21 protein-coding genes and 4 pseudogenes are annotated in these 20,827 nt (G+C 35.2%); 16 read left to right on the top strand and 9 right to left on the bottom strand.

What is annotated here, in order from left to right:
* Positions 1–23 precede the first annotated feature (23 nt).
* The 3 genes and pseudogenes from DQN23_RS08780 to DQN23_RS09505 form a co-directional block, all read left to right on the top strand.
* Complete coding sequence (locus DQN23_RS08780; RefSeq protein ID WP_004233634.1) at positions 24–296, top strand: Veg family protein; 273 nt, start codon at positions 24–26, stop codon at positions 294–296.
* 256 nt (positions 297–552) lie between these two features.
* Positions 553–1,164, top strand: a complete 612-nt coding sequence (gene rpsD, locus DQN23_RS08775; protein ID WP_004233633.1) for a 30S ribosomal protein S4 — start codon at positions 553–555, stop codon at positions 1,162–1,164.
* 138 nt (positions 1,165–1,302) lie between these two features.
* A pseudogene (locus DQN23_RS09505) lies at positions 1,303–1,867 on the top strand (IS3 family transposase); the annotation flags it as partial.
* Between the two features lie 104 nt (positions 1,868–1,971).
* Here DQN23_RS09505 and DQN23_RS08765 read toward each other — a convergent pair.
* Positions 1,972–2,508, bottom strand: a complete 537-nt coding sequence (locus DQN23_RS08765; RefSeq protein ID WP_171009913.1) for a TetR/AcrR family transcriptional regulator — start codon at positions 2,506–2,508, stop codon at positions 1,972–1,974.
* 131 nt (positions 2,509–2,639) lie between these two features.
* Between DQN23_RS08765 and DQN23_RS08760 the strand changes: the two genes are divergently transcribed.
* From DQN23_RS08760 to DQN23_RS08750, 3 genes and pseudogenes are all read left to right on the top strand, one after another.
* Complete coding sequence (locus DQN23_RS08760) at positions 2,640–4,967, top strand: YhgE/Pip domain-containing protein (RefSeq protein WP_111713054.1); 2,328 nt, start codon at positions 2,640–2,642, stop codon at positions 4,965–4,967.
* A gap of 219 nt (positions 4,968–5,186) precedes the next feature.
* Positions 5,187–5,540 (top strand): DUF1304 domain-containing protein, encoded by a 354-nt coding sequence (locus DQN23_RS08755; protein WP_111713053.1) that lies wholly within the window; start codon positions 5,187–5,189, stop codon positions 5,538–5,540.
* A 78-nt stretch (positions 5,541–5,618) separates the two neighbouring features.
* Positions 5,619–6,970: pseudogene (locus DQN23_RS08750) on the top strand (IS3 family transposase).
* A gap of 202 nt (positions 6,971–7,172) precedes the next feature.
* Here DQN23_RS08750 and DQN23_RS08745 read toward each other — a convergent pair.
* The 5 genes from DQN23_RS08745 to DQN23_RS08725 all read right to left on the bottom strand — a co-directional run bounded on the left by DQN23_RS08745 (position 7,173) and on the right by DQN23_RS08725 (position 9,084).
* Positions 7,173–7,376: a CsbD family protein gene (locus DQN23_RS08745; protein WP_020917622.1), complete on the bottom strand. Its 204-nt coding sequence runs from the start codon at positions 7,374–7,376 to the stop codon at positions 7,173–7,175.
* Between the two features lie 83 nt (positions 7,377–7,459).
* Positions 7,460–8,020 (bottom strand): Asp23/Gls24 family envelope stress response protein, encoded by a 561-nt coding sequence (locus DQN23_RS08740; RefSeq protein ID WP_020917621.1) that lies wholly within the window; start codon positions 8,018–8,020, stop codon positions 7,460–7,462.
* 14 nt (positions 8,021–8,034) lie between these two features.
* The gene (locus tag DQN23_RS08735; RefSeq protein ID WP_020917620.1) at positions 8,035–8,205 is read right to left on the bottom strand and encodes a DUF2273 domain-containing protein; all 171 of its coding nucleotides are present in this window, start codon (positions 8,203–8,205) and stop codon (positions 8,035–8,037) included.
* An 11-nt stretch (positions 8,206–8,216) separates the two neighbouring features.
* Positions 8,217–8,783, bottom strand: coding sequence for an alkaline shock response membrane anchor protein AmaP (gene amaP / locus DQN23_RS08730; protein ID WP_111713097.1), 567 nt, complete (start codon positions 8,781–8,783; stop codon positions 8,217–8,219).
* 61 nt (positions 8,784–8,844) lie between these two features.
* Positions 8,845–9,084 carry a GlsB/YeaQ/YmgE family stress response membrane protein gene (locus DQN23_RS08725; protein ID WP_020917618.1) on the bottom strand — a complete coding sequence of 80 codons (240 nt, stop codon included), beginning with the start codon at positions 9,082–9,084 and terminating at the stop codon, positions 8,845–8,847.
* Positions 9,085–9,782: 698 nt separating this feature from the next.
* Between DQN23_RS08725 and DQN23_RS08720 the strand changes: the two genes are divergently transcribed.
* The 3 genes from DQN23_RS08720 (at position 9,783) to DQN23_RS08710 (ending at position 12,207) form a co-directional block, all read left to right on the top strand.
* Positions 9,783–10,154: a hypothetical protein gene (locus tag DQN23_RS08720; protein ID WP_111713052.1), complete on the top strand. Its 372-nt coding sequence runs from the start codon at positions 9,783–9,785 to the stop codon at positions 10,152–10,154.
* A 42-nt stretch (positions 10,155–10,196) separates the two neighbouring features.
* Positions 10,197–11,249, top strand: coding sequence for a TIGR00341 family protein (locus tag DQN23_RS08715; RefSeq protein ID WP_020917615.1), 1,053 nt, complete (start codon positions 10,197–10,199; stop codon positions 11,247–11,249).
* Positions 11,250–11,325: 76 nt separating this feature from the next.
* On the top strand, positions 11,326–12,207 hold the full coding sequence (locus DQN23_RS08710) for a diacylglycerol/lipid kinase family protein (protein ID WP_111713051.1): 882 nt from the start codon (positions 11,326–11,328) through the stop codon (positions 12,205–12,207).
* Positions 12,208–13,146: 939 nt separating this feature from the next.
* On the opposite strand, the gene DQN23_RS08700 is transcribed toward DQN23_RS08710, so the two are convergent.
* The 3 genes and pseudogenes from DQN23_RS08700 to DQN23_RS08690 all read right to left on the bottom strand — a co-directional run bounded on the left by DQN23_RS08700 (position 13,147) and on the right by DQN23_RS08690 (position 16,197).
* A complete protein-coding gene (locus DQN23_RS08700; protein WP_020917614.1) occupies positions 13,147–13,956 on the bottom strand; it encodes a hypothetical protein in 810 nt (269 codons plus the stop codon).
* Positions 13,957–14,138: 182 nt separating this feature from the next.
* Positions 14,139–15,256, bottom strand: a pseudogene (locus DQN23_RS09620) (Fic family protein).
* 20 nt (positions 15,257–15,276) lie between these two features.
* Positions 15,277–16,197 carry a helix-turn-helix domain-containing protein gene (locus DQN23_RS08690; protein ID WP_020917613.1) on the bottom strand — a complete coding sequence of 307 codons (921 nt, stop codon included), beginning with the start codon at positions 16,195–16,197 and terminating at the stop codon, positions 15,277–15,279.
* A gap of 321 nt (positions 16,198–16,518) precedes the next feature.
* Between DQN23_RS08690 and DQN23_RS08685 the strand changes: the two genes are divergently transcribed.
* The 7 genes and pseudogenes from DQN23_RS08685 to DQN23_RS08655 all read left to right on the top strand — a co-directional run bounded on the left by DQN23_RS08685 (position 16,519) and on the right by DQN23_RS08655 (position 20,735).
* On the top strand, positions 16,519–16,734 hold the full coding sequence (locus DQN23_RS08685) for an HhH-GDP family DNA glycosylase (protein WP_111713050.1): 216 nt from the start codon (positions 16,519–16,521) through the stop codon (positions 16,732–16,734).
* Positions 16,734–17,188, top strand: a pseudogene (locus DQN23_RS09490) (hypothetical protein). Before DQN23_RS08685 ends, DQN23_RS09490 begins: the two are co-directional and overlap by 1 nt.
* The gene (locus DQN23_RS09615; RefSeq protein ID WP_043895152.1) at positions 17,185–17,418 is read left to right on the top strand and encodes a hypothetical protein; all 234 of its coding nucleotides are present in this window, start codon (positions 17,185–17,187) and stop codon (positions 17,416–17,418) included. The pseudogene DQN23_RS09490 and the gene DQN23_RS09615 overlap by 4 nt, the downstream one beginning before the upstream one ends.
* A 44-nt stretch (positions 17,419–17,462) precedes the next feature.
* Positions 17,463–17,894, top strand: a complete 432-nt coding sequence (locus DQN23_RS08670) for a hypothetical protein (protein ID WP_000159997.1) — start codon at positions 17,463–17,465, stop codon at positions 17,892–17,894.
* Between the two features lie 2 nt (positions 17,895–17,896).
* Positions 17,897–18,925: a replication initiation factor domain-containing protein gene (locus tag DQN23_RS08665; RefSeq protein WP_020917611.1), complete on the top strand. Its 1,029-nt coding sequence runs from the start codon at positions 17,897–17,899 to the stop codon at positions 18,923–18,925.
* A 67-nt stretch (positions 18,926–18,992) separates the two neighbouring features.
* Positions 18,993–19,241, top strand: a complete 249-nt coding sequence (locus DQN23_RS08660) for a hypothetical protein (protein ID WP_111713049.1) — start codon at positions 18,993–18,995, stop codon at positions 19,239–19,241.
* A gap of 9 nt (positions 19,242–19,250) precedes the next feature.
* On the top strand, positions 19,251–20,735 hold the full coding sequence (locus DQN23_RS08655; protein WP_111713048.1) for a tyrosine-type recombinase/integrase: 1,485 nt from the start codon (positions 19,251–19,253) through the stop codon (positions 20,733–20,735).
* Positions 20,736–20,827 lie beyond the last annotated feature (92 nt).

Below are 20,827 nucleotides of genomic sequence, written 5' to 3'. Positions count from 1 at the left end.
AAAATTAAGGAGTACAGTAAAATATGAGCGATGCATTTGCAGATGTTGCTAAAATGAAGAAAATTAAAGAGGATATTAAAGCACACGAAGGTCAATTGGTTGAATTGACACTAGAAAATGGCCGTAAACGTGAAAAAAATAAAATCGGTCGTTTAACTGAAGTGTACCCATCATTATTTATCGTTGAATACAATGAAAATTCTGATGTTCCAGGTGCTATCAATAATTCTTACGTTGAATCATATACATATTCAGATATTTTAACTGAAAAAACATTGATTCGTTATTTTGATTAAATTAATCTTAGAATTAGCATACAAAAGGCTTTACAGAGCCTTTTTTTTATGTTAAACTAAGTTCCGTGTGAAATAATAGCGGGAGAGTATGAAGCTCGTCAACAGTTGACTCTTCTACAGTTTTTCTTTTTATGGAAAAGCTTCTAGAAGTCGGAAAAGTAATCTTGGCTGTTTAGATGAAAGTCAACTGCACGAATCAGGATTCTCTAAATTGTTATTTCCTACAAAATTTTTATTTTATAGGAGGACATTTTAAATGTCACGTTATACTGGTCCATCATGGAAACAATCACGTCGCCTTGGCTTGTCTCTTACAGGTACAGGTAAAGAATTAGCACGTCGTAACTACGTGCCAGGTCAACACGGTCCTAACAACCGTAGCAAACTTTCTGAATACGGTTTGCAGTTGGCTGAAAAACAAAAACTTCGTTTCACTTACGGTGTAGGTGAAAAACAATTCCGTAACTTGTTCGTACAAGCTACTAAAGTTAAAGGTGGAACTCTTGGTTTCAACTTTATGGTTCTTTTGGAACGTCGTCTTGACAACGTTGTTTACCGTCTAGGTCTTGCAACTACTCGTCGTCAAGCTCGTCAATTCGTTAACCACGGTCACATCCTTGTTGACGGTAAACGTGTTGATATCCCTTCATACCGCGTAACTCCAGGTCAAGTTATCTCAGTTCGCGAAAAATCAGCTAAAGTACCTGCTATCCTTGAAGCTGTTGAAGCTACTCTTGGACGTCCAGCATTCGTATCATTCGACGCTGAAAAACTTGAAGGTTCATTGACTCGTCTTCCAGAACGCGACGAAATCAACCCAGAAATCAACGAAGCTCTTATCGTTGAATACTACAACAAAATGCTTTAATTCACTGTTTATTGAAGTATTTAAAACCACGGTTTTTCCGTGGTTTTTTTGTTTTTTTATTGAATATAAAAAAGCCTCCTTTTTTGAACCGCACCCCAAAAGTTAGACACAAAATCTAACGATTGAGGTGCTTTTTGTATGAAATTAACTTATGAAGATAAACTAGGAATCTATAAACTCAGAAAACAAGGTGTGTCTTGACCTCAGCTGGGTCAAACCTATGATGTTAATCCTAGAAATCTACGTTACATGGTTAAGCTTATGGAACGATATGGCGTAGAGATTGTTAAAAAAGCAAAAATAGGTACTATTGCCCTGAACTAAAGCAAGAAATTATCAATCAAGTCCTTTTTGAAGGTCGCTCTCAAATATTAGTCTCTCTTGAATATGCCCTTCCTAACATAGGAACACTTTCCAATTGTCTAGCACAATACAAGAAAAATGGGTATACTATTGTTGAGAAAACAAGAGGGAGACCAAGTAAGATGGGACGTCAGCCGAAAAAGACTTCAGAGGAAATGTCAGAGCTAGAGCGACTTCAAAAAGAAGTGAAATACCTTAGAGCGGAGAATGCCGTGATAAAAAAGTTGAGAGATTACCGCTTGAGGGAAGAGGCAGAGCGCGAAAAGCAACACGACTCATCCAAGAGTTGAGTGAGAAATTTTCTCTAGCGATGTTACTAAAGATTTTAGCCTTACCTCGTTAAAGTTAAACTAAAAGGACTTAGCCCTGTGCGATACAGAACTAAATCCTTTCAATAATTAATTGTCCAACTTTTGGGGGTCAGTACATTTATGGTGGTTTTTGTTAAAGCGGCAAAAGTTTTAGAATGAGGTTAGTCATTTGGCGTGGTGATTCTTTTTTACCTTTAGCAATCCAAGATTGGCAAAGGCCGAAAAAGGCATAGGCGAAGTAAATACTGCTGTACTCTCTTTCAACAGGACTCAATTCTTCACGGCCAAAACGGTCTTGTAAATCAGTATTAATGAAAATACGTACTTTATTAATGATAAAAGCTTGGAATTCACGAGTTCCGTTAGCTGAAATCAAGGCAGATAAGAGCTGCTCACGTTTTAGAAATTCAAAAATTTTCAAAAAGGCTTGAGCTTTATTGCTTTCGTGTTTTTCAAAAATGTATTCAACCTGATTAAAGAGCATTTGTTGGCAAGAATCAATCAACTCAAACTTATCCTTGTAATGAGTGTAGAAGCTAGAGCGGCTAATACCTGCTTCTTTAGCTAACTTAATCGTTGTAATATCATCAAAACTTTCTGTTTTTAAGAGGCTAACCATAGCTTCTTGAATAGCCCTCTTAGTATTTGCTTTGCGGTTGTCATGTGCCATAAACAATCTCTTTTGAACACTTTTAGACAGAATGTCCAAAATCTCCTTCTTTTGTCTTGAAATTATTTCATATCCTTGTATAATATATTTTATCATAATTTTTGAACAGTGTGTCTAAATTAGGAGAAAATATGTTAGAAGAATTTAAAGCACTTATTAAAAGTCCCAAACTTTGGGTAACAATGATTGGGGTTGCGCTTGTTCCAGCTCTTTATAACTTGTCATTTTTAGGCTCTATGTGGGACCCTTACGGTAGTTTAGATAACTTACCAGTGGCAGTTGTAAATAAGGACAAGACAGCAACGCTTAATGACAAGAAATTAACAATCGGTGACGACATGGTAGACAGCATGTCTATAAATAAAGCCCTTGATTATCACTTTGTCAGCCAGAAAAAAGCTGATAAAGGTTTAAAGGATGGCGACTACTACATGGTTATCACATTACCAGAAGATTTGTCAGAGAAAGCCTCTAGCTTATTAACGGATAATCCGAAGAAATTAAACATTAAGTATCAAACAACAGCTGGACGTAGCTTTGTCGCTTCTAAAATGAGTGAATCTGCGATGACCAAGCTTAAAGATACTGTTTCTGAAAATATCACAGAAACTTATACAAAAGCTGTATTCAAGAGCATGTCTGGTTTACAAGATGGTTTACAAGAAGCAAGTGACGGTGGCAATGAATTGCTCTCAGGAAGCCAACAGCTTGAATCTGGTAGTCAAACCATTACAGATAATCTCAACACAGCAGCATCAGGCAGCCAAACTTTAGCAGACGGAACAGCAACACTTTCAAGCGGCTTGACAACTTATACAAATGGTGTATCAACTTTGGCGAGTGGTGCAAATGAATTAAATAGTAACTCCGTGGCTCTTATCAGTGGTATCGCTCAGCTAAAAGAAAGTTCTACACAAGTACAACGACTAGTTGATGGGGCTAATAGTTTAACAGATGGTTTACAGCAACTGGCAACCTCTACAACACTTTCGGCAGAAGAAACTGAAAATATTCAGTCATTAATTTCAGGTTTACCTCAATTAAATGCTGGAATTCAACAATTAAATGCTTCAGTTTCTGAGATTTCTACTAATGTTGATATCACACAAATTTCGACTGTTTTAAGTGATATTGCTTCACAAGCTCAGGGAATTTTGGAGGCAGAAGAAAAGGACAGTTCAGCCAGATTGACTGCTATTCAAGCAACTACTGCTTATCAAAGTTTAGATCCAGAACAACGAGCTCAGTTAGTCAATGCATTGAATACTTCAGGAAATAGTGTTAGTCAACAAGCACAGCAAATTTTAACAGATGTTCAAACAATGAAGGCTTCTTTAACAGCGTTATTACCTTTATCAAGTAAGGTAACTGAGTTACAGACGGCAGTTTCTCAAATTGCCAATCAGTCAAATGTAGCTTTGCCTGGTTCTGTTAAGGCTTTGACAACATTATCTACTGGTTTAAATCAGGTTAATACGGCTACTACAACACAACTTGTCCCTGGAAGTAGTCAAATTGCTTCAGGAATCTCAACACTTAACACAAAATTAAGTAGTGGTGCAAATGAATTGTTGACAGGGGCAACAACCTATACAAACGCTGTCTCGCAAATCGCTTCTGGTGCTAACCAATTGGTTGCTAATAATACTCAGCTAACAAGTGGCGCTTCTCAATTGCAATCTGGTGCAAAAGCATTAGCTTCTGGTTCAAGTCAGTTAGCTGCTGGCAGTGGCACGTTGACGAGTGGCTTGACAACCTTGACAAGCGGTCTTTCAACATTGTCCTCTTCACTTACAGATGCAAGTAAGCAATTATCACTTGTTTCTGTAACAAATAAGAACGCCAAGTTGGTTTCCAATCCTATATCAACAAAAGAAACAGACAATGATAGCGTGAAAGTAAATGGTATTGGTATGGCACCTTACATGATTGCGGTATCACTTATGGTAGTTGCCCTTTCAACGAACGTTATCTTTGCCAGCTCATTGTCAGGACGCCCAGTGAAAAATCGTTTTGAATGGGCCAAACAAAAACTCTTTATTAATGGATTGATTTCAACTGTTGGTTCGTTAGTATTGTATGGTGCTATTCAATTCCTTGGATTTGAGGCCAACTATGAATGGAGAACAATCTTCCTTATCATCTTAGGTGGTTGGACATTAATGGCTCTTGTAACGGCTCTAGTTGGTTGGGATAATCGTTACGGTTCATTCCTTTCGCTTGTTATGTTATTACTTCAAGTCGGTTCTGCAGGTGGTTCATATCCAATCGAGCTTAGTCCTAAGTTCTTCCAAGTTGTTCACCCATATATGCCAATGACTTACATTGTAACAGGTTTACGTCAAACCATTTCGATGACAGGTTCAATTGGTACACAAGTCGGTGTTCTTTCAGCATTCCTTGTTGTTTTCATGGTATTTGGGCTTATCATTTACAGACAACCAAAAACAGGAAATTAAGATTACTAGATTGAGGAAAACGTTCATTTTGGACAATTTCTTCAATCTTTTTTTGCTGTAAACGATGTTCTCAGTTTTTACAATCAGATTATTTGAAAAACGAAGGAAACTTTTATACACTTAAAGAGTTAACTAGAGAATGCTGATTAAGACAGCCTTTCTTTACAATATATTTACAGCGATATAAATAATTAATTTGCTATTTAGATTGAGGAAACGATGTCACTTATTACTATTATTTTGTCATTATTGGTTGCTTTGGAACATTTTTATATTATGTATTTAGAAACAGTTACAACACAATCACCTGCGACAGCGCGTGTTTTTGGACTACCGCAAGAAGAGTTAGAACGTGAGTCTGTAAGTAATTTATTTAAAAATCAAGGTGTTTACAATGGCTTGATTGCGGTATTTTTACTTTACGGTATCTTTACAGAAAATATTAGTATTGTGGTTATTTTTCTTTTGAACGTTATTTTGGCAGCAATTTATGGTAGCTTGACGGCTGATAAAAAAATCATACTTAAGCAAGGTGGCCTAGCTATTTTAGCTTTGTTAACATTTTTATTTTAATAAAATAAAAGGTACCGTATTGTGACCTGCACCCCAAAAGTTAGACAGAAAAAAATCTAACAATTGGGGTGTTTTTGTATGAAATTAAGTTATGAAGATAAACTAGAAATATATCAGTTAAGACAAGCTGGTTTTTCTTGGCCTTATATTAGTCGAAAGTACGGTGTATGTCTATCCAATCTTAAGTACATGGTACGGCTTATGAATAAACATGGTATTGAGGTTGTTAAAAAAGGGAAAAATAAGTATTATCCCTCTAAATTAAAGTAGGAAACCATTAATAAAGTTCTTATTAAAGGTCAATCTCAGCTCACCGTATCACTGGATTATGCTCTTCCCCAACAATCCCTACTCACCAATTGGATAGCACAATACAAGAAAAACGGGTATACTATTGTTGAGAAACAACGAGGGAGACCGAGTAAGATGGGACGTAAACCAAAGAAAACTTGTAAAGAAATGACTGAGCTAGAGCATATTCTGGAAGAGAATGAGCGTCTGCGTACCGAGGTAGCTTATCTAAAAAAGTTGAGGGAATTGCGCTTGAGGGACGAAGCCTTACAGCGCAAAAGGCGGAAACAGTTAGAGAACTGGTCTCAGGAGGATTTCGATTAGACCTCTTACTAAAAACCGCTAAGCTAGCTCGTTCTACTTATTATTATCAGTTGAAACGGTTTAATAGAGCTAAGAAAGATAAGAAGGTCAAAGAGATGATTCAAACTATTTACGATGACCATAAAGGCAATTATGGATACCGTCGTATTCATTTAGAACTAAGAAACCGAGGATTTGTTATCAATCATAAGAAGGTTCAACGGTTAATGAAACTCATGGGACTCGCTGCTCGTACTCGTTGTAAGCGTAAATACTCGTCTTACAAGGGAGAGATTGTGAAGAAAGCTGATAATCTAATTCAACGTCAGTTTGAAGGGGCTAAGCCTTATGAGAAGTGTTATACAGATGTCACTGAATTCGCTTTACCAAATATTAGAGAGAAACTCTATTTATCCCCTGTTCTTGATGGATACAATAGTGAGATTATTGAATTCACCTTGTCACGCTCACCTGATTTAAAACAGGTTCAAACCATGCTTAAAAGAGCATTTCCGGCTACCTCTTACCAAGGAACTATTCTTCACAGCGACCAAGGGTGGCAATATCAACACCAGTCTTATCATGATTTCTTGGCATCCAAAGGGATTCGTCCATCTATGTCACGCAAGGGAAATAGTCCAGATAATGACATGATGGAGTCCTTCTTTGGCATCTTAAAGTCTGAGATGTTTTACGGTTATGAAAAGACTTTTAAGTCGCTTGATAAGCTAGAACAAGCCATTACGGATTATATTTTTTATTACAACAATAAACGTATCAAGACAAAATTAAAAGGACTCAGTCCTGTGCAATACAGAACTAAATCCTTATCATAATTAAGTGTCCAACTTTTGGGGGTTAGTACATCTCAAATTAAACTAAAGAAAGCTGATTTTTCATCTGAATAATATTGTAATGTTAGGGATTTGTCATAGTTTTTGGTGTTGTTTTAAAAGTGAGTAGTTAGGAGTAAAACAACCTTAAATTTCTTGTAGAGTAATTTCCATGTTTTAATTGAAAAATCAATCGATTTTAGAATTATTTATCGTCCTTTTTAACCATATTTTTAACGCCTTCAATACCCCCTTCAACAGCCTCTTTGGCATCTTCGGCAACTTCTTTAACTTTTGAAACTACTTTTTCAGCAGCTCCTTCTTTTTCAGTTTTTTTATCATCAGTTACTTTTCCGACACCTTCTTTAATAGTACCTTTAGCTTGATTAAATTTTTCTTCTACTGACATAGTGTTATCCTCCATTGGAAAATCAGATTATTGAAAATGAACGTTTTTAAACAATTCATTTAAATTTTTAGGTATAAAAGAATTTAGTGAACTCTTGGTTCTGCTTTAGCTGTCGCTTCAGAGACAGTTCCAACACCTTCACTAACTTTTTCCTTTGCAGCTGAGAAGCCATCACTCAATCCCTGTTTTGCGCTTTCAAACTTATCAGAAGTAAATTCACTTGTTGATTCAACAACGCCAGTTACTCGGTCTTGTAGGCTTACTGAGTCTGCTTCATGTTGCTCTTTAGTCTTGATATCAACAACATCTACATTAACTTCAACTACTTCCAAATCAGTCATCTTAGAAATTTCTGAAACAACAACCTCTTTGATTTTCTTGTATAGTTCAGGAACATTCTTTTGATATTCAACAATTACGTTCAAATCAACAGCAACTTGCTCTTTACCGACTTCCACATTGACTCCACTTGCAACGTTATCAGTATTGACAAGTTTTTCACTTAGGTTTGAGAAAAAGCCTCCATCAATAGCCAGCAAACCTGGAACATTTTCTAAAGAAAGGCCAATAATTTTTTGAATGACTTTATCTTCGTAGGTCAATTCACCTTTTATTTCTTCTACTTTTTTTTCTACTTTTGACATATGAATCTCCTTTACTATTTAAATAATTGTTTTTGTTGAATATAATATCCAATTCCAACTCCTAGAGTGGCGCAAATCAAGACAAATAAAGTCTTAAAAAAACCATAGGATAGGATGAAGCAAGCTAAGATAACACCTGCCAATCCGGAAAGAAATGGATATCGGTATTTTTTTAACCATTCCATTTTTTACTTCCTTACTTTACACGACTAACAGTTTTTTTACGTGGTGGTTTTGGCTTGTATTCTTTTACAGAAATATACAGTTTTACATGATGATTCATTCCAAAAAACTGTGTCAATCCATTAGCAATCTCATCTTTAATTATTTGAGTTCGTTTAATAATGTTGTCCGATGCAAGCATTTGTCCTTCTACGTGAACTAAACATTTATTCTTACGACTGTTTACCTTAATAGTAGGATCCTTTATAAAATTGTGATTAGCAACCACACAACGCACAAATCCTTCAATAGCTGAATTTTTTAATTTGAGTTCACCATCAACATCAGGTAATTGAATCTCTAAATATTGTTTAGGATAAAAGAGTGTAACAAGCATTAGAAACAACACTACAGCTGAAAGTACTAAAGTACCCCAGAAAACATATCTTGAAAGATAAAAGTCTAAAAAGGAAATTTGTTTCCAATCAACTAAATGAAGTCCTAAGCCACTGACTTTATGATAATCTAGCAAAATAGGAATCAAAATTGTCAAGATTAAAATACATAAAATAAGGTAAAGTATTTTTTTGGTTTTTGACATATCGAATCCTTTCATCAACAGAATTTGAACTTTAATCTATTCCTGTCAAAAAGATTCAAGTTCATTCTTTTTTCCCTAGGAAAAATGATACTACTGCAACAACAATGACTGCTCCTAAGATTGATGGAATTAATGCCATTCCAGCTAGACTAGGTCCCCATGCACCGAAAAGTGATTGTCCAACAAATGAACCGACTAAACCTGCAAAGATATTAGCGATTATTCCCATGGAGCCTCCCTTTTTAGTGATACCACCTGTAATAAGACCGATAAAGCCTCCTACGATAATAGACCAAAGCATAATGTCCCCCTTTCTAAGTTGAGGAAAGTTAGATTGTTTGAGAAACCAAACAATCTAAAGAGTTACATTTTAGCTAAAACATTTTTTATATTAATCTTAACAATCATAAGATTAATGTTAGTATATACCTGTTATTAACAGTATAAGTTAATCAAAATGATAAGTCAATTAAAATGTTTTCGTTTACAAAAAAATAGAATAAAAATCATCAATCGCTTTTGCAAATGATTGCATAGACTTACAAGTGTTTTATGTTATGATTCTTATAGTTTTTTGAACAGTTTTGTAAATACTCTAAATATATAGTTATTATTATCAGACCATTCCGATAATTGAATGATTCATTAATAAAACATTTGATTATGTTGGTATATCCATAAGATTTTTAGTCAATTAAAACGTTAAAAAAACTCCCTAAGAAGTGAGAGTGACGAAAGTGGAAATAAAATGTATAATTGAAATATATAAATACTTACATACTTTTTCTTTATGAAGTATCATCCAATAAAAAGCCTAAATCATACACAGGATACTGTGTTATTTCCAGTAGTAGTTTAAAATTCAAAAAGGAGATTATTATGGATATTAGAGAAACATTGAATCGTCAGGATTACACTAAATTAGACGAATTTAGTAAACAGCTTGAGGGTTTTGAACGACTCTTTGTAGACAAGAATTTGCTTGAAATGCGTTAGGAATTGGCCAAAATTAATAAGGATGAGGTCGTTGGTTTCTGCTCAGAAATTAATGGATATAAAATTGGTTTCATGGATGCATTAGCCCTATGGGATTCTGAACCAGATTTGCAAGCTTTCAAAGAATTGTTTGAGAAGTGGTGGATTGATTATGAATTTGATCAACGTATCAATGCACTACTTGGTCAATATCCTTATACCAATTTTGAGGAGAGAATTGATTATGAATTGAAAGAAGAATATGGAACAAGCTCTCGTAAAGAAGTTGCAAAAATAATGATTGACGATTTCGAAACATCATCAGAGGATGAAGTTAAAAAGTTATTTCTTCAGGAAATCCTTTCCTTACAAAAGAGATCAAACGATACCGATTAACTTCTTAAAAAGTGACTATACTAACAAAGATGGAGTACTGTTATGGAAAAAATTTTGAAGGATGATAAACTTTATTCTTTAATTGAATTTAGGGAAAAAATCTATGAGGATTTAGAATTATCAAAAAGTGACTTAACCACTTTATTGTGTGCGATGTTGATTGCATCTATTGGTTTGAATATGAATTCTATTCCAACAATCATAGGGGCAATGTTGATTTCTCCATTGATGACACCTATCCTTGGAGTAGGTTTTGCGTTAGCAATATTAGATACAAAACTTCTCAAAAAATCGTTTAAAGTTCTTTTTATTCAAGTTGCAGTAAGCCTTTTAGCCTCTACACTTTATTTTTTACTTTCGCCCATTTCTTACGCAAGTACGGAAATTATTGCTAGAACTTCGCCCACAATTTGGGACGTTGTAATCGCATTCGTCGGTGGATTAGCCGGCATTATTGGAGCACGAAAGAAAGAAGCTAATAACATTGTTCCTGGTGTCGCCATTGCAACTGCTCTTATGCCACCCGTTTGTACCGTGGGGTATTCTATTGCCACAGGAAATCTTGAGTATATGATAGGGGCGTCATATTTGTTCTCCATTAACTGCAGTTTTATTATGATTGCTACATATATTGGCACTAATGTGATGATGATTAAAAATCCTTATTTTAAACATAATCGTGAAGCCTCTAAAATGCGAAAAATATTAATTTTAGTCTCGCTTGTTCTTATTATTCCAAGTTTAGCTTCTGCAACTACCTTAGTTAGAGATACGCTAATCAATGAGTCTATCAATAATTATCTATCTGATCAATTTGAAAACCATACTATTTTGAAAAAGAAATATAGTAAAGAAAACAATACACTAAAGCTAACCATTTCAGGTAAGTATCTTTCAGAATCTGAGTTACAAAGTATCATTAACAAACAAAATGAATATGGTTTGAAAAATATCTCGATTCAGGTTTCACAATTAACAAATGATAGATTAACTGAAAAAGAATTAGTCGACTACATTATTCAATATAAAAATGATGATGATCTTCAACAAATAGAAAAGGATAAGTATAAAGAATCCTCAAATAACAACAAGTAATGTGAGATATTAATTTGATAAGCATAAGAAACCATTGAAAAGTATTGTCACTAGTAGTCCATAGGAGAAAATATCAATGAAAAAAGTAATGATAATTATTAATCCAACTTCTGGAGGAGAAACAGCATTAGATTATAAAGAGAGCCTGGAGAATAAGGCTAAAAAGTATTTTGATTATGTTGAAACTAAGATTACGCAAAAAGCCAAAGATGCAACTCAATTTGCTGAAAAGGCCTCTAAAGAAAAATATGATGCAGTAATTGTTTTTGGTGGAGACGGTACTGTAAATGAGGTTATTTCAGGGATTGCTGAAAAAAATCACATTCCAAAACTTGGTATTATTCCTGGTGGAACTGGTAATCTAATCACAAAGCTTTTAGAGATCAACCAAAGTATTGATCAAGCGATAGAAGAACTTGATTTCAATTTTACGAAAACCATTGATATTGGAAAAGCTAATCAAAATTATTTTGGCTATATTTTTAGTGTTGGATCTTTACCAGAAGCCATTCATAACGTTAATATTGAAGATAAAACAAAGTACGGTATCTTTGCATATGCAATCAATACGATGAAGTCCGTTGTGGAAGACGATGTATTTAATGTTCGTATTGAAAGCGAAAATGGCAATTATGAAGGTGAAGCTAGTCAGGTCTTAGTTCTTCTATCTAATTACTATGCAGACAAAAAACTATTTGATGAAAATACAGATGGATATGGAAATATCTTGATTTTAAAAGATGCAACTATTATTTCTAAACTATCGACTATCCCAGATTTGTTAAAAGGAGATCTAGTAGGTAACGATAATATCGAATATATCAAAGCGCGTAATATTAGGATTTCTTCAGAGGTTAAGTTAGAGTCAGATGTTGATGGAGATAAGTCGGATAATCTTCCAGTAGATATAAAAATACTAGGGAACCATATCGAAGTGTTTTCAGGCATGAAAGAATAGAGTATTAATATTGATAATTAGACATTAGTTCTATTTAATTAATCTAAGGAAGGGTATTTATAACAAAGGAAATACTAATTAAAGCTCCAGATCTTTTTACAGATGACGAGCAGTTAGAAATTCAAGAACGATCAAAAAGTGATGATATTGAAGTTGCTTTCCTTAGGGGTAATCAGATTCATGCTTCGTTCTATTCTTTTATCGAGATATTGGTTAATAATGACTTTTTAAATGAACTTGAAATAGCTCTATGTGTAGATATTTTGAAAGATATTATTATTAAGATTATTTCTAAAATAAAAAAATAATGTAGTTATACTTGATGCTAAACTGACCATTAAATCTAATACTGGTAAAGGAACAATATATTTAGAAGTGTCATGCGATATTTCTGACTATGGACCCCAAGACTCTATAGAAAAAATTATCGAAGCAGAAAGTATTCTCGATAACAATAGCAATGAATATCTAAATGATTTGTATATTGTTGAAGATAAATCTGGAAATTTGTCAATTATGACATTAACCGAGTATATTAATTACAGGAAAAGTATTAGATAAGATATAATGTTATTATTTAATCATGGTTAAGTTGACTTAGCTCAGTATGAACAAAAATCAATTAAGAAAAAGGTAGAGTTTGAATTGAAATACAGTGCAATATATCGCATTCTGAATAAAGAAAAAAACGCTTAAAATCAGCGTTTTTCTTTTGTATTGATTCGTATTGAATCCTTATTTAACTTCAGTAAGCGTAATGTGTAATTTAGCAAGTTTCATGATGAACAGAAACGTTTATTTTATGGGCTTTTCAATCTTTCAATTATTGATGAAATAGAGTGATTTTGACCTTACTTCAGTTTCAATCAGACAAAAATCAGATAAAATTTAGGTCATTAATGATAAATTGCATAGGAGCGAGGTGGCTTATAAGTGATGTCACAAAAAATGGACTAACTTACTTGGATTAGTTACCCACGGAAGTAAATCGGGAGAAATTTCTTTAGGGGCAGAATATATCTCTACTCTTTCAATACGAACTGTTAGTGAAGTTTCTTCATCTGACTTGTCTTCTTGAACTTGGTGGAAAATACATAATTCAAATGATTGCTCATACCAGTTATTTAAGCAATCCTGAAAATAGGTTGAAAATTTGATGGGAGAAATGAGCAAATGAAATTTATCTTCCTGATTAAATTCTTTAAGATAACCAATTTTTTCATAAAACAAAAGATTAAGTTGTACCTGATGGTCTGAATATAAGATTGGATTAAGTTGATAATAATAGCCCCCATCATCAAAATAAGTAGCTTCAAAATTTCCTATATATAAATTATACAGTTCCCTAGTTCCAATATTTTCTAGAGAGATGGTGACATTTGGAGTATCAACATTATTCTTTCTTGGAAGATTTGGATATGCTTTGGGAAATATAAAGTCAAATTGAATATACTTATTCTTGTAATTATACTCGTCAACGGATGACACATCAATCATAGGCTTTACAATCCGTTTAGTATCTTCTATTTGTGATTCATATTGACTGTTAATTGTTATAAGAACGCCATATAGAGTTAATCCACTTCCTAAAAGCGTGGCGTAAATATTCCAAATTTCAACATTTAAAGTTTTTATATTAAAACCAAGTTTTGTTGGAAGATTAACTATATCAAGGACTAATAGTAGAAAAGAGATTACTAAGATTAAGCCTCCTATTTTGATGAAATTGTTTATCCTATTTTGGGGCATGGGTAAAATTCCTTTTATTTAAGTATAAGTAAATAGGGTATAAATGATAAGTCACTTGCTAAGTGAAGTAAAAACCAACTCTGCTTCACATAACGAAAAATAAGTGAAGTAAAAACGGGTTTCGCTTCACTAAGAAATGAATAAGTGAAGTAAAAATGAATATTACTTCACTAAGAGATACTTTATTGAACGATTGAAAGAAGTTGAGGACAATAGTAGGTTTTATTCCTTTGAGCATTATCTGTTGAAAGATAACCTTCGTCAATTAACTTATTCAGTAAAGTGTAGGTAGTTCTCTTAGAAATTTTTAGGTGTTCACTAACTTGTTCTGCCTTAAAGATTGGAGCTGAGAATATAAAGTCAAGAAGCTGGATACCTGACACAGAATTAAGATTGGGAATGGCTTGTTCCTTCATGATGTTATATAGGCTCAGTATGTCTTGAGCTTTTTTTGTGCTCTCTTCTGCGGACAATATCACTCCCTCTAGATAGTATTTAAACCAGTCTTTCCAGTTGTTGTTTTTTGAAATATTTGACAGGTGAGATATATAAAGAGACCTATCTTTTTCAAAGTATGAACTCATATAAAAGGTTGGGTAAGAAAGGAGTTCCTGATAATATAGGAACAGTGGTATGAGCAATCGCCCGATTCGTCCATTGCCGTCTTCAAAAGGGTGAATCATTTCAAACTGAGCATGAATAATTGCCGACTGAACCAATAAGTCTAAGTCGTCATAATGGATATATTGCTCTAAGTTAGACATGTATTCTGGTGTTTGTTCTGCAGGGACAGGAGTATATGATATAGAAGCTACGCTACCGATATAATTTTGGCTTCTCTTAAAATTACCAGGATTTTTACTACTACCTCTAACATTATCCAGAAGAATTTTGTGCATTTCTTTAATAATTCTATTAGATAAAGGCAAGCCTTTAGAATCGTTGTCATTGATGATAGAGATGTTTTTAAGGCGTAAAAGAGTGCTTTTCGATAATTAATAATCTCATGCAATTCGTCACGCTCAATATCAACTTTATTGCCTGCCTCATAATTAAGTAAGTCCTCCAAAGTAGCATGAGTTCCTTCAAGTTTTGAGGAGAGAACGGCTTCTTGGCTAAGCAAGGGAGAAATCAGCAACATAGGATTAATGATGGATTCTAAAAATCCTTCATAAGTACCAATAGCAATATTGGCTTTAGTGACTAACTTAATAATTTGAGGGTCAGTATATATTGAAGTATAGTCAAAAGGGAGTTTTTGTGGTAAATGTGGTTTGGGTATATTTTTAAATCTATCCATTTTTATCTTCCTCTCTAAAGTTATTTCTCAGACCAGTCAGTCCAATCGTCAAAGGTTGTATTGTTATAAAGTTCTATCAGGCGTGGTCTAACGGATTGAATGACCTCAACTAATTCATGTCCCTCATGAAATTGTGAAAAAGGCATACCGACTGTTGCTTGTGACATATCTGAAAGTAATTGCCTTGTTGTTTGACTATCCGCAAGTGTATTTATTAGAAAACCAAGTAGGTAATTGGAATCATAGCTAACTTCTACACCGGCTTGAGGTGAATCTTTAAGCAGACGTTCATAGCTTTCTTTAACTTCTTGCTTGATTTTATCTTTAGAAAGATTTTCTAAATTTCCGACAAAATCATATGAGATGTAGATTTGGTTGGCAAAGTAATTAGAGAGTTCTTTGATTTTAGTATCGTCAAGTCCTTCTTGCTGACTTAGGTAGGTTTGAGCTTCCTGTCTAATTGAGTTCTTTAGAGTTTCACAAAGCATTTCAAAAAAGATATCATCTAGGTAGCCTTCATTTGGGTAACCAAAGTCATTTTCCCAATTAGGATTCTCAAATGTTCCAATGGTTACTCCCCCGTTAGTTGTGATTAATTGTTTTGGATTTGCTTTAATCCTAAAAAGCTCATCCTTTATCTTTAACGGTGTCTCAGGATATTCATCTAGGAATGTACCATAACCAAGTTTTCTAAGGTAAAGTTCAATATATTCTTCCAATTCTCCATAGTAAAACCAACCTACAGGTTTTCCATAGATTTTTGATACTTTTTCTAAAACTTCAAGAGGCGCTAAGTTATCTCCTCTTACATATGCGTTGATGGTTGATTTTTTTAGTCCAAGACGATTTCCAAAATCTGTAAAAGACAAATTTAACTCATCCTTGACTTGCCTCAATCTTTTCCCAACAGCCTTTTTATCAGGTTTAAGTATTTCAAACATAAGTTACCTCTCAGACCATTATAACATAGTAGTTTATAAAATCGTACATTTTTTGTGGTTAATACTTGGCATCTTATATGTTTTCGTATATCATTTTTAATGAGCATTAGGATTGTTCAAAAAATTTACAGCAATCGTATATAAAATCGTATATGATTGATAGAAAGGAGCTAACTTAACAATCAAAAAAGAAAGGAAGGTAGAAAAAATCCTTGAACAATCTGGTACATCGTTCAAGGACAGTAAATCTAATTACTGTAATTATACCAGATATTTCGGATAAATGCTAGTTGGATGCAAACGTCAGAAAAGAGGGTAATTATGAATCAAACAAGTATTGAACTACAAATGGTGGAGTGGGTTGCCTACTCGCCAGAGACACAAGAGAAAGTTTTCATCAAACCAGAGGACTGCAAAGATTTAGATGACAGAGAACTCTATCGCCTTATCAAGAGTACGGGATTTGAACGATTGATTGAATCTAGAGCCTTGCAGATTGTGACCGACTTTCTCAATCAGAAAACACAGGTAAGCTAATGAATGAATATGATTATCAAGAAGTTGTGGATAGGGTTGACGGTCTTAACTCAGTTTCAACACTGAAAAAGTGGCGATTAAAAATTGAAAGCTTGACTGGTACTCAATTTAAAGAAAGTAGAGTGAGAACGGGTCGGAAATCTTATTCTAAAATCTATCTCTTTACAGATGATGACCTTGCTACTTTCAAGCGGTCGCGGATAAGAAGTCCTCATTAGGGCTTGAGAGGGCAATTCTAAGCGTTTATGGGAGTTCCAAGGGAAAAGACCATCAGAAACCCATTAGAGAGCTTGTAGACGAGCTAGAAGTTTCTTTTATGGAAATTCAAGAGGATTACCAAAGAAACCTAACTGAGTTGAAACAGAAGTTAGAAGTGCTTCTTGTCAGAATTCAGAACTTAGAGAAAGAGACAGGGGATAAAACATCTAAGAGAATTGGTTTCTTCAATCGATGAAGACGGTTCGCCACCCCACCGCTGGGCGAGTGGTCAATACGGTAGCCCAGAGCAGGTGGGGAAGGTGGCAAACGGCTGAAATCGAAATTGAAATTGCACCCCGTTCCCTATTAGGGGGTGCACATATACACGAAATATGGTCAAAACCCTTGATAAGCAAGGGGTTCAGCGATTTGAAGCAAATTTCACGAAAAAATCTTTATAAAGCCCATGATATCAACGATTTATGACAGATTTCATGTAGGCGTAGCTTTTATGAACAGGAGAAAAACACATGACAAAATTTAACTTAACAGACGAAACCATAAAAGTTGGTGATTTGAAATTAGATAAATCACAATTTGACATTCCAAAGAAAGTGACTATCCTTTCTTCACGGGTTGCACCAGTCTATAAAAATGTCAATGGCGAAAGCATTGCGACAGATGAAGTGGCTAAAATCACTTGCTCTGTACAAGATACAGACAAAATTCAAGCCTTGAAAGACTTGGGCTATTCTTCTGATGACCTTAAGGGCATTCGCTTGGAGATTGTAGACAATCTTGACAAGTTGGCTAAATCCGTTGAAAAGGATGGGTTAAACTCCCTTGTGGTAGAACTTGTCAATCCAGAAGTCCATCTTGGTTGGCGAGCCAACAATAATGGTGGAGGGAATTGGGGTGGCTTAAAGCTAGTGGCAACCGATATTAAATTTATTGGAGCCTAGACATGGATAACTCAGTGATGTTAGACTATTTAGCCGTAACGATTAAAGGCTTGGCTCCAGATGATGTCATTGAGAAAATCCTCATTCTTCCTAAAGACAAGTTTGTCCTCAATGAATGGGGGATAAACAAGTATCAACGACATTATTCCTTCTCAGAGATAAAGGTTTACTTCAATAAGGACTGGCAATCAAAGATGGGAGTCTTTATCGAACTGAGAGGGCGGGGGTGCCGTCAGTATGAAGAATATATGGAAAACAATGTCAATAACTGGGTAACCTTAATGAAATGCATTTCTGAATGTCATAGTAACGTTACGAGACTAGATATTGCCAACGATATCTTTGATGACAGTCTATCCGTCCCACTCATTTACAGTTATTGTAAAAAGCAACTCTGCATATCAACCGCTAAAACCTTTGATTACCATGAAAAGAGCCTTCTTGAAAATGGTGAAAAGGTCGGTGAAATGGTTACGATTGGTGTTAGAGGTACTCAGCAATGGTGTGTCTATAACAAATTGTTAGAACAAAAGCTAGACCAAGAATTGCCAAATACGCCCTTATCATGGACAAGAGCAGAGCTGAGGTGCTGGCAGGAAAAAGCAAATTTACTAGCTAAACAGATTAAAGAGGGGCGACCGCTCAAAGAGATTTACTTTGAAGTTATTAACGGACACTACCGTTTTGTCAGCCCGAGGGACAAGGATTCTAACCGTTGGCGAAGAAAGGCGGTAAAATGGTGGAATGACTATCTAGAGACACAAGAAAAGACGGTCTTAAGCGTAAAACGGACAAAACCTACCCTAAAACGTTCTGAGAAGTGGACAGAGAAACAAGTCTCACGAACACTCGGAAAACTCTATGTCGCTAAGGCGGAATCTCACGGGCAAGAAAAGGCAGATAGCTATATCCAGCACTTACTTGAATTGGGGATTTCTAAGCTAACCGAAACAGACGAGACTGACATTCAGCAGTACAAACAAGAGCAACTAAGCTCAGCCTATTGGGGCATAAGAAAAGACGACCTGTAGCAAGCTACAAATCGCCTTTCCAAAAAAATAACTAACTTGATTATAACTAAAACAGAAGGAGAATTCAATGGCAACATTAAAAACAGAACATGATTTTGACTTAACCCGTAACTGGTACCGCAAATCCGTCTTTCTAGATGAGCTCTGGCATGGCATGACCGTTGCAACACTTAATAGTTACATTCGTCAGATGAAAGACAGCCCTTACGCTTTCGGTATCAAAGGAACACACGGCAATGTCTTTATCCATTCAGAAGTCTTTGTGGCGTGGTTTGACTACAAAATTGCCAATCAGTATGTCGCAAGGATGGCGTAGGTAGTCCCTATGAGAGATAATGGTTCAAGAGTACTTATCATCAGTTCTTGGCGACCAGACCCTTATAAGGCGGGTAATGTCTTGGTGAAATTCGCTATGCGATTCACCCACCCTATTACTAAAAAATCTCATAAGAAATACCTTTCTACAGGTGCTAGTAAAGGGTGGTTTACCACCAAGGCAACACCGAGCAAAAAGTTACCTTCTGGGAAAGAACGTCTCTTGGTCAGCGATATTAAAAACACACGATTAATTACTCAGGTCACGCAAGAACTGAATAAATTAGTTGATGACTATATCGCCGAGCTAATGGGCATTAAGCCTAAGAAAGCCAAGAAACTTTTAACCCTAGAAGAAATCGCCAAGCCATTTGATAAAGATGGAAATTTTTACGGTAAAGCCTTTAAAGCATGGCATGAAAGGGTCAAGCCAGCCAATAATACCCTTAAAACAAGGGTTACTATCTATAATCGCTATATTGAGCCGAACTTTGATACCAGAATGTCCATCACGAAATTTGCCTTTATGACAGATGAAATTCAAAATCTTATCAATGCTTCTTCTATGCACATGGCGAGAAATCTGCATATCTACCTTAAGATGATTTTTGACTGGTCAGTTGAAAATGGACAGATAACTCTTACACAAGACCCGATTGCCAGCAATAAGGTTAAAAGGCAAGTTCTGACAAAGAGTGAGGAGCAGGACAAGAAGCGTGAAGATATAGCAGAGAAGTATCTAGAAGCAAGTGAGGTTAACCATGTTCTCCGCCTGATAGAGAGCTGGACTAATCGACCTGATAACCAACTTATCGCAGATGTATTGAGAATGATTTTTCTAACAGGCATGCGACCAAGTGAGGTTTTAGGCTTAAATGAAGACATGCTTGATTTTGAGAAAAAGTGGATAAAAGTTCATTGGCAGAGGGCAAGTAAGAATAAATCGGATGATATGATGGAAGCACTCAATCTTGACGAAAAGGAACGCTACCGAGCAGACCTTAAGACCAAGGAAAGTGTCCGCACGATTCCAATGAGCCCTGAGGTTGAAAAGATTCTACGTCACTATATTGACAGAAATAAATTTCAAGCTCAATTCAGTCCGACTTACCAAGACTTAGGGTATCTCTTTACTAGAACCTATATTAGGGCAGGTAATCGACAAGGCTCTCCGCTCTATCACAACGAACTCTCACAATTCCTGAGAGGTGGCTCTAGTCAGTCAGCAAAGTATAACAAGAAAGCAGGCAAGCCCTATAAGGATATCGATAGCTTTCTAGACTTTGGCAGACCGATTCATGTCATCCCTCATATGTTCCGCCATAGCTTTATCTCTATTATGGCTAGCGAAGGTATTGACCTCCCTACTATTCGAGAATTTGTCGGACACTCGGAGGATTCCAAGGAGATTGAGCGTGTCTACCTCCATGTGATTAAGAAGCAAAAAGATACCATGAGAGGGGCAGTTGAAAAGCTAGAAAAGTTGATTGAATAAAATTCATTTGATATATAGAATTATAAAAGCTGTACTTCCTAAGAAAAAGAGAAAAGAATATGATACAATGAACTTGACTAAATTAAGGAGGA

The organism is Streptococcus lutetiensis, assembly GCF_900475675.1.
Classification (GTDB): domain Bacteria; phylum Bacillota; class Bacilli; order Lactobacillales; family Streptococcaceae; genus Streptococcus; species Streptococcus lutetiensis.
The sequence above is the reverse complement of the archived record's forward strand: the minus strand, read 5'-3'. Positions and strand labels throughout refer to the sequence as shown.